The following is an 11,920-nucleotide window of genomic DNA, read 5'->3' on the forward strand; positions in this document are numbered from 1 at the left end:
ACCTCACGGAGGCCCGAGCCCATGACCCCGAACCACCCCCACCCCTCCCGGCGCGCCCTGCTCGGCGGAGCGGCCCTGGCCACCCTCGCGGTGGCGGCCGGCACCGGCACGGCCACCGCCGGCACCAGAGCGGCCTGGCCGACGGAGTTCCCCCTCCCCGACGGCTGGCTCCCCGAGGGCATCGCCATCGGCCGCAAGCCCTACGCGTACATGGGCTCGCGTGCCAACGGCGCGATCTACCGCACCGACCTGCGCACCGGCGAGGGCCGGGTTCTGTACGCGGGCGCCACCGGCCAGGTCGCCGTCGGCCTGAAGCTCGACCAGGACGGCCTGCTGTACGTCGCCGGCAACACCGGAGTCGCCCGGGTCCACGACTCCCGCACCGGCGAGATCGTCGCCACACACCAACTCAGCGAAGCCACTGGCCACTTCATCAACGACGTCACCCTGCTCGGCGACCGCGCCTGGTTCACCGACTCGCGCGCCGCCGCCCTCTACGGCGTACCGCGCGGCTGCGACGGCAGCGTCCGCACACTCCCGCTCACCGGCGACTGGGTGCAGACCCCCGACGTGAACAACGCGAACGGCATCGTCGGCGCCCCCGACGGCCGCTCTCTGATCGTCGTCAGCAGCACACCCGGCAAGCTCTACAACGTCAGCGTCAGGACCGGGTACGCCACCGAGATAGCCCTGGTCGGCGCGGCCTCGGTCGCGGCCGGCGACGGCCTCTGGCGCATCGGCCGGACGTTGTACGTCGTCCAGAACCGCCTCAACCTGATCAGCGTGTTCGACCTCGACGCCAAGGCCACGACGGCCACGTTGCGCCGCACGATCACCGACCCCCGCTTCGACGTGCCCACCACGGCCGCGCAGTTCGGCGACCGGCTGTACCTCGTCAACGCCCGCTTCACCAGCCCGCAGACGCCGGAGACGACGTTCACCGCGGTCGCGGTGTCGATCTGAGGCGAGCGACCTTGTGACGGGGTGAGTCCGCCCTTCGGGACGGTGCTGCCGAGGGGCGGACTCACTTTGGCGGTGGGCCGGTCGAGGCCGGACGGGTCAACTGACAGCGCGTCCGCGGCGGTACGCCGCCCACCCAGTGCCCACCAGGGCCGCGGCGAGTGCGGCGGCGGTGAGCGCGCCGACGCCCGTGGAGGCGAGGCTCCCGCCGGAGGTGGTCGCGCCGGTGGTCCCGGAGACGGAGGTACCGCCCGTGGTGGTACCGGCGCCGCCGGTCGTCGTACCCGAGTCGCCGCCCCCGGATCCGGAGGCCGAGCCGGTGCCACCGGAATCGGTGCCACCCGTGGTCCCGCCGTCGCCGCCGGTGTCACCCGGGTCCCCCGTGCCGCCGTCCGTCCCGCCGTCGCCCCCGTCGTCCGGCTCGGTCACCGTGAGGGTGACCGGTGTCGTGCGGGTGGTACCGACGGCGTTGGTGAACTCGGCGCGGTAGCGGTGACCGTCCTGCTCGGCCCGTGCGGTGAAGGTGTACGACGTCTGTGTCGCGCCCTCGACCGCGGTCCAGGTTCGGCCCTCGTCGCCGCTGACCTGCCAGCGCACGGTCGGCTCCGGGGTGCCCTCGGCGGTGGCGACGAAGGTGACCTCGTCGCCTGCCTGGGCGGACCGGTCGGCGGGGGCGCGCAGCACCTTCGGCGACATCCGCCGGTCAAGGCGCAGCACCTTGCTCTCGGCCTGGTCGGTGACGTAGACGGTGCCTCCACCTGGGGCGACGGCGACGCCCGCGTACGCATCGGCACGGCTGCCCGGCAGCGCGACCGGCTCGATCGTCTGCTTCAACTTCGCGCTGTCGTAGACCTCCAGGGAGCCCACGTTGTCCGCGCCGTCGTCGGCGTTGCCGAAGTCCTCGCGGAGGACGAACGCCCGCTCGGTCGCCCGGTCGAAGGCCAGCGCGGTGGGCCGGTCCCGACCCTCCAGGGTGGCCAGGAGTTTGGCGTCCTTGTCGAAGACGAGCACCGAAGTCCCGCTGCCCACCCAGACGTTGCCGGTCACCGGATCGGCTTCGAGGAACGTGACGTAGGCGTCCGGGAGTTGGGCCGTGGCGGTCACGGTGAAGGAGCCGGTGTCCACGCGGCGCAGCTGGCCCCCCGAGGCCCCCGCGGACCAGGCGGCGGCGTGCGCGGAGTCCACGCCGAGGGCAGAGCCCCCGTCGAGGGTGACCGTGCGCCGGACCTTGCCTGTGGCCGTCTCGACCTCGGACAGGGCGGGTCCCTGGGCCACCAGCACGGCGTCCGCCTCGGTGCCGGGACCGGCGCCGGTGACCGTGGCGCCGGCGAGCCAGACGCCCCGCGCGGCCGTGTCGCCGTCCTTGGCGGTGCCGATGCCGCGCAGCGGATAGTGGAAGACCACGCCGTCACCGGTCAGCGGGGCGATGACCAGCGGGACGACGCGGGCGGCGAGGGCGCCGGTGGAGCCGGGCGCCTGCGCGATGTGCGAGAGCACCTTGCCGTCGGTCGCGTCGAGGACGTACAGGCCCCGCTCGTTGACGTCGGCCGTGTCGGGGATGTCGGCCGAACCGACGTACAGCTTCCCGGAGTCGGGATGCAGGAGCAGGTCCTGCGGCCGGCCCGCGGTGGTGAACTCGGCCGTTTTCGCGTAACTGATCGTGCCTGCGGGCACGTCGACGCCGTCGCCTCCGTCGTCCGGGGTCTGGCCGGCGAAGACGACCGGGATACGGACGTCCTGGGACCGGTCGCCGGTGGCGCGATGGTCGACGCGGGTGACGACCGAGCAGGCGACCTGGGCGCAGTCGACGTTGGAGTCCTTTGCCCGGACGGCGAGTTCGACGTCGAAGGTGCCGCCGGGGCCGTAGGCGAGGGCGAGTTCACCCTCGTTGGGGTCGCCGTCGGGGACGATCCACTTCGAGGCGCCGGCGCCCCCGCCGGTGTCGGCGCCGCCGACGCACGGGCCCGGGACGCGGTCGTCGCCGTTGTCCTTGCACAGGGCGACGTAGATGCCCTTCGTCTCGTCGTAGCCCGCGCCGGTGACCTGGACGGTCTCGCCCTCGGGGGCCAGGTTCGCCGTTGCGGAGACGGTGAGTTCCTGGCCGTCGCGGCCGGTCGCGGTCCTCGGGGTGTCGGCGGCCCGTGCGGCCGACCCGGTCGCGATCGAGGCGGTCACGAGCGCGGCGGCGCCGAGGAGCGCCGCCGGGCCTCTGTGATGGACGCGCGTCACTGGAAGGTGATCGGGACGTGGACGTCGTACTTGCGGTCCTCGCTGTCGAAGTGGTCGGCGCGGGTGACCACGGCGCAGGTGACGTCCTCGCCGCAGACGCTGCCGTCCTCCAGGGTCGCCTTCACGAAGATCGAGACGCTGAAGGTGCCGCCCGTGCCGAACTTGGAGCTGTTGGCGAAGAGCCCGCCGAAGGTGTTGTTGACCCAGTGCGAGGCGCCGGTGGTGCCGGACTCGTCCTGGCCGCCGAGACAGGGGGTGGGCTTGTTCGCGCCCTGCGCCCCGTCGACCACGCAGAGGCTGACGTACACGCCCTGGCCCGTGTTGTAGCCGGAGCCGGAGACGGTGATCGTCTGGCCGGTCGCGGTGGCCGTCGCGGGGGCAGTGAGCGACAGGTTGTACGTCGTACCCGCGTCGGTGACCGTGCGGGTCGAGGTGGCGGCGGAGGCGGAACCGGCCAGGCTCAGGGTCAGCGCGGCGGAGGCGGCGACGGCGAGGGTCGCGCGGACGGCGGTGCGTGCGGAGGGAACGGCTCTCATACGAGGAGCACACCTTTCTCGGCGGTGTTTCGCAGCGACGCGTGACGATGCGAAATTAGGTAAGGCTTACCTAAATACAAGCTCCCGGGCTTTGTCAACGCACAGCAAAAAAGGTCAAGTTCACGCCATGGGGGAGGAGTTGGGTGCTGGGGTGGCCGGTTCGGAGCCGTAGGCGACGACCTACTGCCGCGCCGCGAGTGCCGTGAACGCCTCGTCCAGCAGTCGCACCAGGTCGAGCTCGCCGTCGGAGGCGAGCCAGTGGTCGAGGGCGACGTTCAGGCAGTCCAGGGCGGCGGCCGCGCGCACCGACTGGGCGAGCGTGGGCCGTTCGGCGCCGGCCCGCTCGGCCAGAGCCGCCTCAAGAGCGGGGCGCCAGGTGTACTGCTTCTCCAGGTTCCGGGCGCGCAGGGCCGGCGTCTCCCGGACCAGCCGGGTCGTCGCCAGCGAGCCCGCCGGGTCCTGCCGGTAGCGGACGAGCGCGGTGTCCAGGGCCCGGCGCAGCGCCGTCCAGTCGTCCTCGTCGGCCGGGCGGGCGCGCAGGGCGTCGGCGAGCCGCAGGTCGGATCCGTCAAAGGCGGCGAGGACCGCGTCCTCCTTGGTCCCGAAGTAGCGCAGGAAGGTGCTGCGGGAGACCCCGGCCGCGCGCGCGAGGTCGTCCAGCGTGACCTGGGCGAACCCGTCCCGGCGGAACAACTCCAGCGCCACCCGGGTGAGTTCGGCACGCACAGCCGCCCTGGCGATCTCCCTCGTACTGCCACGCGCCGCTTCGCTCACCTGGCGATCCTAACGTCCGTGGTCCTTGCTTGCGGGTCCGACACCTGGTGGCTAGCGTGACACTCAGTTTCACATTTGACATGGAGGCGCACCATCATGAACGACATCCCCGTACAGGGCTCGTCCGTCGACATCCCCACCCGGGACGGCACCGCCGACGCCTACCTGGCCGCCCCCGACGACGGCGCCCCGCACCCCGCCGTCCTCTTCTACATGGACGGCTTCGGACTGCGCCCGCACCTGAAGGCGATGGCCGACCGGCTCGCCGGTGCCGGTTACACGGTCCTGGTGCCGAACGTCTTCTACCGCGCGGGCCGGGCGCCCCTGGTCGAACTGCCCGCGTTCATCAACCCTGTTGAGCGCCCGGAGCTGCTCGCGGCCCTGCGTCCGGCCGCGCTGTCGCTGACCCCCGAGGGAGCCATGCGCGACGCCGACGCCTACCTCGACTGGCTGGCCGACTCCCCGCTCACCACTGCGGGACCGGCCGGCGTCACGGGCTACTGCATGGGTGCCGGACTCGCCCTGCGCACCGCCGGCACCCACCCCGACCGCGTCGCCGCGATGGCCGGCTTCCACGGCGCGTATCTCGCCACCGACGCTCCCGACAGCCCCCACCTGCTCGCCGACCGCATCACCGCCGAGCTGTACTTCGGCCACGCCGACCAGGACGCCACCAACCCGGCCGAACAGATCGACCGCCTCGACAAGGCCCTCATCGCGGCCGGCGTCCGCCATCGCGGCGAGGTCTACACCGGCGCCCACCACGGGTTCACGCAGGCCGACACGGCGATGTACGGCGTCGAGGCGACCGAGCGGCACTGGGCGGCGCTGCTCGACCTCTTCGACCGCACGCTCTGAACCTTGAAGTTTCAAACGAACTCGGTCAGACTCTCGTTTGAGACTTCAATCGTTCCGTTGGGGGTCTCTGCCCGGTCTCTGTCCGCAGCCGCCCTCCCTGGAGTGGTCATGTCCGTTGCCTCTGATGCCGTCGCCGTCCGCCGTGGTCCGCTCGTGGTGGCGGGAGGTGTGCTGGCCGCGATCGTGGTGGCCTCCGTGGTGGACACGGTGATCGCGCTGCTCGCCCTGGCCGCGGGCGCGCCCGATGACTTCGAGCCGCTGAAGGCGTCCTCGTACATCTTCCTGACGGCTGTCGGGGTGGTGGCGGGTGCCGTCGGCTGGGCCGTCGTGCGCAAGGTCTCGAAGGACCCGGAGGCGCTGGTGCGGTGGCTGGTGCCGACCCTCGTCGTCGTGTCCTTCGTGCCCGACTTCCTGCTCTTCGGAGACGGCGGGATGAGGGGCGTCGGGGCGCTGCTCCTGATGCACGTGGCGGTCGCGGCGACCGCGGTGTTCGCGTACCGCAAGGTCATGCCGCTGTCGTAGCCGGCGGTGATCTCGATGGCGGGTTCCCGCCTTCACACACCGGCTGACTAGGGTGTGCGCATGTCCACGACCCCACGCTGGCTCGATGCCGAGGAGCGGCGGGCCTGGCTCGCCTACGTCGAGTTCTCGACGCTGCTCAACGACTACCTGAACCGGCAGCTGCGGCAGGAGGCGGGGGTGCCGCACACCGACTACATCCTGCTCGCCCACCTCTCCGAACTCCCGGACCGTTCCCTGACGATGTCCGAGCTGGCCGAGCGGCTGAGGATCACCCGGAGTCGGCTCACCCATGCCGTGAACCGCCTTCAGGAGGCCGGCTATGTGGAGCGCCGTGACGACCCCGCGAACCGGCGCAACCAACTCGCCGTGCTCACCGAGGACGGGCGCCGGCTGCTGGAGCGGGCGGCGCCCGGTCATGTCGAGGCGGTCCGCCGCGCGGTCTTCGACGTGCTGACCCGCGACCAGGTCCGCCAGTTCGCGGAGGTCGGCGAGGCGATCAACTCCGCGCTCCAGCGCGTGGACGCGGCCGAGGACGACCGGGAGGTCCTGCCCTGGCGGCGACGGTAGGACGGGAAAGTGGTTGAACCTCCGCACCACTTCGTGGCAGGTTCCCTCGTCGGCGCGTAACGTGACGCACCATGAAGATCCTGATCAGCGCCGACATGGAGGGTGCCACGGGCGTCACCTGGCCGGCCGACGTGCTGCCGGGGACACCGCAGTGGGAGCGGTGCCGCTCGATGTTCACCTCCGACGTCGACGCGGCCGTGCGGGGCTTCTACGACGGAGGCGCGGACGAGGTCCTGGTCAACGAGGCCCACTGGTCCATGCGCAACCTGCTCCTCGAACGCCTCGACGAGCGCACCCAGATGCTCACCGGCCGGCACAAGTCCCTGTCCATGGTGGAGGGCGTGCAGCACGGGGACGTCGACGGCATCGCCTTCGTCGGCTATCACGCGGGCGCCGGCATGGAGGGCGTCCTCGCCCACACCTACCTCGCCAACTCCATCACCGGCGTCTGGCTGAACGACGTACGCGCCAGCGAAGGTCTCCTGAACGCGCATGTCGTCGCCGAGTACGGGGTCCCCGTCGTCCTGGTCACCGGCGACGACGTGGCCTGCGAGGACGCCCTCGGCTACGCGCCCGGGGCGCTGAAGGTCGCCGTCAAGGACCACGTCTCGCGCTACGCGGCCGTGTGCCGCACGCCGGCCAGAACCGCCGCCGACATCCGCGCCGCCGCCAAGGAGGCCGCTCAGCTGGCGGTCCGTCAGGAACCGGTCCAGGCAGGGCCGTTCACCGTCGCGCTCGAGTTCGACGCCGAGCACCTCGCCATGGCCGCCACCGTGGTGCCGGGTGTGGAGCGGATCGGCGAGCGGAAGGTGGCGTACACCAACGAGACCATGTACGAGGGCATTCGTACCTTCAAGGCGGTCACCACGATCGTCTCGGCCGCCGTGGAGGAGCAGTATGGGTGACCAGCAGGCGTTGGACGAGGTCGTCCGGTTCACCTCCGACCTCATCCGCATCGACACCACCAACCGCGGGGGCGGGGACTGCCGGGAGCGGCCCGCCGCCGAGTACGCGGCCGAGCAACTCGCCGGCGCGGGCCTGGAACCCGTGCTGCTGGAACGCACCGAGGGGCGGACGAACGTCGTCGCCCGGATCGAGGGGACCGAGCCCGGCGCCGACGCGCTGCTCGTCCACGGTCATCTGGACGTCGTGCCCGCGCAGGCCGACGACTGGACCGTGCACCCCTTTTCCGGGGAGGTCCGCGACGGCGTCGTCTGGGGGCGCGGCGCGGTCGACATGAAGAACATGGACGCCATGATCCTGGCCGTCGTGCGGGACTGGGCGCGCAACGGCGTACGGCCCCGGCGGGACGTCGTGATCGCGTTCACCGCCGACGAGGAGGCGAGCGCCGCCGACGGGTCGGGGTTCCTCGCCAATCAGCACGCGGGGCTCTTCGAGGGGTGCACCGAAGGCGTCAGTGAGTCGGGGGCCTTCACCTTCCACGACGGCACCGGGCGGCAGATCTACCCCATCGCGGCCGGCGAGCGGGGCACGGGCTGGCTGAAGCTGACCGCGCGCGGGCGGGCCGGGCACGGCTCCAAGGTGAACAAGGAGAACGCGGTCACCCGCCTCTCCGCCGCGATCACCCGGATCGGCGAGCACGAGTGGCCGACACGGCTCACCCCGACCGTACGGGCGGCCCTGGGCGACCTCGCCGCGCTCTACGGCTTCGAGCCCGACTTCGACGACGTCGACGGGCTGCTGGAGAAGCTGGGTCCGGCGGCCAAGCTGGTCGAGGCCACCGTGCGCAACAGCGCCAACCCGACCATGCTGGAAGCCGGTTACAAGGTCAACGTGATCCCGGGGGAGGCCGTGGCGTACGTCGACGGGCGCTACCTCCCGGGCGGCGAGGACGAGTTCCGCGCCACCCTCGACCAACTCACCGGGCCCTACGTGGACTGGGAGTTCGCCCACCACGAGCGGGCCCTCCAAGCACCGCTCGACTCACCGACGTACGCCAACATGCGGGCCGCCATCCGGGAGTTCGCGCCCGAGGGGCACCCGGTGGCGTACTGCATGTCCGGCGGCACCGACGCCAAGCAGTTCTCACGCCTCGGCATCACCGGGTACGGATTCACCCCGCTGAAGATGCCCGAGGGCTACGACTATCAGGCCATGTTCCACGGGGTCGACGAGCGGGTCCCGGTCGAGGCGCTGCACTTCGGCGTCCGGGTCCTCGACCGTTTCCTGCGGACGGCCTAGCAAGGTGGGGGAGAACGTGCAGTCCCTGGCGTACGGTTCCTGGCCCTCGCCCATCGACGCGGCGCTCGCCGCCGCGCACGACGGGCAGCCCGAGTTCGTGGGATTCGTCGGCGACGAGGCCTGGTGGACCGAGCCGAGACCCACCGAGGGCGGCCGGCGCACCCTGGTGCGGCGGCGCGTCGGCGGGCGCGAGGAGTCGGTGCTCCCGGCCCCGTGGAACGTGCGCAGCCGGGTCATCGAGTACGGCGGCCGGCCGTGGGCCGGGACCGCGGTGGACGGCGAACCGCTCGTGGTGTTCGTGAACTTCGCCGACCAGCGGCTCTACCGCTACGAGCCCAACCGGGACCCCCGGCCGCTCACTCCCGTGTCCTCCGTGGGCGGCGGACTGCGCTGGGCGGAACCGCAGTTGAGACTGGACCGCGGTGAAGTGTGGTGCGTGCTGGAGGAGTTCACCGGCGAGGGACCCAGCGATCTGCGCCGGGTCCTGGTCGCGGTGCCGTTGGACGGATCGGCGGCCGAGGACCGGGACGCGGTACGCGAACTCACCGACGAGCGGCACCGGTTCGTCACCGGCCCCCGGATCTCGCCCGACGGACGGCGCGCCGCCTGGCTCGCCTGGGACCACCCGCGCATGCCGTGGGACGGCACCGAACTGATCGTCGCCGACGTCACCGAGGACGGCACCCTGCGGCAGCCGCGCACCGTCGCCGGCGGTCCGGACGAGTCCATCGCCCAGGCCGACTGGGCGCCCGACGGCTCCCTGCTGTACGCGAGCGACCGCGGCGGCTGGTGGAACCTCTACCGCGACGGCACCCCCGTGTGCCCGCGCGAGGAGGAGTTCGGCGGGCCGCTGTGGAAGCTCGGACAGCGCTGGTTCGCGCCGCTGGACAGCGGACTGATCGCCGTCGTGCACGGCCGGGGCGCCTCCGCGCTCGGCGTCCTCGACCCCGAGACCGGCGAGGTCGTCGACGCGGCGGGACCCTGGACCGAGTTCGCGGCCACCCTCGCCGTGCACGGCGAGCGGGTCGTCGCCGTCGGCGCCAGCCCGCGCAGCGCCCAGGAAGTGGTGGAGCTGGACACCCGCACCGGCCGGGCCCGGGTGATCGGCGCCGAGCACGACGACGCGGTCGACCCGGCGTACTACCCAGAACCCCAGATCCGCACCTTCACCGGACCCGCCGGACGCGACATCCACGCGCACATCTACCCGCCCCACAACCCGGGTTGCGTGTCCCTCGGCGACGAACTGCCGCCCTACGTGGTCTGGGCGCACGGCGGTCCCACCAGCCGGGTGCCGCTCGTCCTCGACCTGGAGATCGCCTACTTCACCTCCCGGGGCATCGGTGTCGCCGAGGTCAACTACGGCGGCTCGACCGGGTACGGCCGGGAGTATCGCAACCGGCTGCGCGAGCAGTGGGGGGTCGTCGACGTCGAGGACTGCGCGGCCGTCGCCCAGGCCCTCGCCTACGAGGGCACGGCCGACCCCGCCCGGCTCGCGATCCGCGGCGGCAGCGCGGGCGGCTGGACCTCGGCCGCCTCGCTCGCCTCGACCGACGTCTACGCCTGCGGCACGATCATCTACCCCATCCTCGACCTGACCGGCTGGGGCACCGGGGAGACCCACGACTTCGAGTCGCAGTACCTGGAATCCCTCGTCGGACCCCTCGCCGAGGTGCCCGGACGGTACGCGGAACGCTCGCCCGCCGAACACGCCGACCGGGTCACCGTGCCCTTCCTGCTACTCCAGGGGCTGGACGACGTGATCTGCCCGCCGGCCCAGTGCGAACGGTTCCTGGAGCGGATGGCGGGCCGCGGGGTGCCGCACGCGTACATCACCTTCGAGGGCGAGGGCCATGGATTCCGGCGCGCGGAGACCATGATCCGGGTGCTGGAGTCCGAACTCTCCCTGTACGCGCAGGTCTTCGGGCTGCACCCCCAAGGTATTCCGACACAGGAGCTGTCCACGTGAGGGAACTGGTACGGCCGCACCGACTCGCCCCCGGCGCCCGCGTGGCCGTCGTCGCACCCAGCGGCCCCATCCCGGAGGAGCGGCTGCAGGCCGGGCTCGACGTGCTGCGCGGCTGGGACCTGGACCCGGTGGTGGCACCCCATGTGCTTGGCCGGCACCCGGAGTTGGGCTACCTGTCCGGTACGGACGCGGACCGGGTCGCCGACCTCCAAGACGCGTGGTGCGACCCGTCCGTCGACGCGGTGCTGTGCGCGCGGGGCGGGTTCGGGGCGCAGCGGATGGTGGACCTGCTCGACTGGGAGGCGCTGCGGGCGGCCGGGCCGAAGGTGTTCGTCGGGTTCAGCGACATCACCACGCTGCACGAGGCGTTCGCCACCCGCCTGGGCCTGGTCACCCTGCACGGTCCGATGGCGGCGGGCGCCGACTTCATCAAGAGCGCGCGGGCGCAGGACCACCTGAAGGCCACGCTGTTCGCGCCGGAGACGGTCCGCACGATCACCTCGGGCGGCACCGCCCTCGTCCCGGGCCGGGCGCGGGGCGTCACGCTCGGCGGCTGTCTCGCCCTGCTCTCCGGGGAGTTGGGCACCCCGCACGCCCGCCCGGGTGCGCGCGGCGGGCTGCTGTGCCTGGAGGACGTGGCCGAGGAGCCGTACCGCCTCGATCGCTGTCTCACCCAACTCCTGCGCGCGGACTGGCTCGACGGAGTGCGGGGCGTGCTGCTCGGGTCCTGGGAGAAGTGCGGACCGTACGAGAAGGTGCGCACCCTGCTCGCCGACCGGCTCGGCGGGCTCGGTGTCCCGGTCGTGGAGGAGTTCGGATTCGGGCACTGCGAGGGGGCGTTGACGATCCCGTTCGGGGTCGCGGCCGAACTCGACGCGGACACGGGCACGTTGACGCTCGACGAACCCGCGCTTCGCTGAACCACGGGCGCCCGCCGTGGCACGCGGTCGCGGTGAGTGACGGGATGTGCGGCGAATGTGATCGGCGGACCGGTCACCCGGCGGGCGGCCTCACCGTGCGTGACGGCCGCTTCGGGCGCACCCTGGTGCCATGAGCACGAAGACTTCTGAGCACGGTGCCAAGAGCGGGGGCCGGGTCAGACAGGTGATGACGCCCGCCCGGGTCGTCGTCGTCCTGCTCGCCGTCCTCGCCCTGATCTTCATCTTCGAGAACACCCGCGACACCAAGATCCGCCTGCTGATCCCCGAGGTCACGCTGCCGCTGTGGATGGCGCTGCTGGCCACGGGGCTCATCGGCGCCCTGTGCGGGGCGTATTTCATGAGGCGCAGGGACTGACCCGTCG

Annotated in this window: 12 protein-coding genes; 9 read left to right on the forward strand and 3 right to left on the reverse strand. The window is 72.2% G+C overall.

Annotated features, from left to right (window positions below):
* The first annotated feature begins 21 nt into the window (after positions 1–21).
* Positions 22–963: an SMP-30/gluconolactonase/LRE family protein gene (locus tag ACWD5F_RS30885; RefSeq protein ID WP_451259326.1), complete on the forward strand. Its 942-nt coding sequence runs from the start codon at positions 22–24 to the stop codon at positions 961–963.
* A gap of 96 nt (positions 964–1,059) precedes the next feature.
* Here the strand turns inward: ACWD5F_RS30885 and ACWD5F_RS30890 are convergent, their stop codons facing one another.
* The 3 genes from ACWD5F_RS30890 to ACWD5F_RS30900 all read right to left on the reverse strand — a co-directional run bounded on the left by ACWD5F_RS30890 (position 1,060) and on the right by ACWD5F_RS30900 (position 4,499).
* On the reverse strand, positions 1,060–3,189 hold the full coding sequence (locus tag ACWD5F_RS30890) for a hypothetical protein (RefSeq protein ID WP_451259328.1): 2,130 nt from the start codon (positions 3,187–3,189) through the stop codon (positions 1,060–1,062).
* Positions 3,186–3,725 carry a hypothetical protein gene (locus tag ACWD5F_RS30895; RefSeq protein ID WP_451259330.1) on the reverse strand — a complete coding sequence of 180 codons (540 nt, stop codon included), beginning with the start codon at positions 3,723–3,725 and terminating at the stop codon, positions 3,186–3,188. The genes ACWD5F_RS30890 and ACWD5F_RS30895 overlap by 4 nt, the downstream gene beginning before the upstream one ends.
* 180 nt (positions 3,726–3,905) lie before the next feature.
* Positions 3,906–4,499 carry a TetR/AcrR family transcriptional regulator gene (locus ACWD5F_RS30900; RefSeq protein ID WP_451259332.1) on the reverse strand — a complete coding sequence of 198 codons (594 nt, stop codon included), beginning with the start codon at positions 4,497–4,499 and terminating at the stop codon, positions 3,906–3,908.
* 96 nt (positions 4,500–4,595) lie between these two features.
* Between ACWD5F_RS30900 and ACWD5F_RS30905 the strand changes: the two genes are divergently transcribed.
* The 8 genes from ACWD5F_RS30905 (at position 4,596) to ACWD5F_RS30940 (ending at position 11,913) form a co-directional block, all read left to right on the forward strand.
* Positions 4,596–5,357: a dienelactone hydrolase family protein gene (locus tag ACWD5F_RS30905; protein WP_451259334.1), complete on the forward strand. Its 762-nt coding sequence runs from the start codon at positions 4,596–4,598 to the stop codon at positions 5,355–5,357.
* Between the two features lie 108 nt (positions 5,358–5,465).
* On the forward strand, positions 5,466–5,879 hold the full coding sequence (locus ACWD5F_RS30910; RefSeq protein ID WP_451259336.1) for a DUF6069 family protein: 414 nt from the start codon (positions 5,466–5,468) through the stop codon (positions 5,877–5,879).
* Positions 5,880–5,939: 60 nt separating this feature from the next.
* Positions 5,940–6,446 (forward strand): MarR family winged helix-turn-helix transcriptional regulator, encoded by a 507-nt coding sequence (locus ACWD5F_RS30915; RefSeq protein ID WP_451259338.1) that lies wholly within the window; start codon positions 5,940–5,942, stop codon positions 6,444–6,446.
* Positions 6,447–6,517: 71 nt separating this feature from the next.
* Entirely contained in the window at positions 6,518–7,351 is an 834-nt protein-coding gene (locus tag ACWD5F_RS30920; protein ID WP_451259340.1) for a M55 family metallopeptidase, read from the forward strand.
* The gene (locus tag ACWD5F_RS30925; RefSeq protein WP_451259342.1) at positions 7,344–8,648 is read left to right on the forward strand and encodes a M20/M25/M40 family metallo-hydrolase; all 1,305 of its coding nucleotides are present in this window, start codon (positions 7,344–7,346) and stop codon (positions 8,646–8,648) included. The genes ACWD5F_RS30920 and ACWD5F_RS30925 overlap by 8 nt, the downstream gene beginning before the upstream one ends.
* A 16-nt stretch (positions 8,649–8,664) precedes the next feature.
* Entirely contained in the window at positions 8,665–10,617 is a 1,953-nt protein-coding gene (locus ACWD5F_RS30930) for a dipeptidyl-peptidase 5 (RefSeq protein ID WP_451259344.1), read from the forward strand.
* On the forward strand, positions 10,614–11,537 hold the full coding sequence (locus ACWD5F_RS30935; RefSeq protein ID WP_451259346.1) for a S66 peptidase family protein: 924 nt from the start codon (positions 10,614–10,616) through the stop codon (positions 11,535–11,537). Before ACWD5F_RS30930 ends, ACWD5F_RS30935 begins: the two co-directional genes overlap by 4 nt.
* 130 nt (positions 11,538–11,667) lie before the next feature.
* Positions 11,668–11,913: a LapA family protein gene (locus tag ACWD5F_RS30940; protein ID WP_401718490.1), complete on the forward strand. Its 246-nt coding sequence runs from the start codon at positions 11,668–11,670 to the stop codon at positions 11,911–11,913.
* The last annotated feature ends 7 nt before the right edge of the window (positions 11,914–11,920 follow it).

Source organism: Streptomyces sp. NPDC002499 (assembly GCF_053595415.1).

Excerpts from the sequence above, each read along its gene's own strand:
- ACWD5F_RS30885 (WP_451259326.1), top strand. The coding sequence starts at position 22 with ATGACCCCGAACCACCCCCACCCCTCCCGGCGCGCCCTGCTCGGCGGA.
- ACWD5F_RS30940 (WP_401718490.1), top strand. The coding sequence starts at position 11,668 with ATGAGCACGAAGACTTCTGAGCACGGTGCCAAGAGCGGGGGCCGGGTC.
- ACWD5F_RS30905 (WP_451259334.1), top strand. The coding sequence starts at position 4,596 with ATGAACGACATCCCCGTACAGGGCTCGTCCGTCGACATCCCCACCCGG.
- ACWD5F_RS30895 (WP_451259330.1), bottom strand. The coding sequence starts at position 3,725 with ATGAGAGCCGTTCCCTCCGCACGCACCGCCGTCCGCGCGACCCTCGCC.
- ACWD5F_RS30915 (WP_451259338.1), top strand. The coding sequence starts at position 5,940 with ATGTCCACGACCCCACGCTGGCTCGATGCCGAGGAGCGGCGGGCCTGG.
- ACWD5F_RS30925 (WP_451259342.1), top strand. The coding sequence starts at position 7,344 with ATGGGTGACCAGCAGGCGTTGGACGAGGTCGTCCGGTTCACCTCCGAC.
- ACWD5F_RS30910 (WP_451259336.1), top strand. The coding sequence starts at position 5,466 with ATGTCCGTTGCCTCTGATGCCGTCGCCGTCCGCCGTGGTCCGCTCGTG.
- ACWD5F_RS30920 (WP_451259340.1), top strand. The coding sequence starts at position 6,518 with ATGAAGATCCTGATCAGCGCCGACATGGAGGGTGCCACGGGCGTCACC.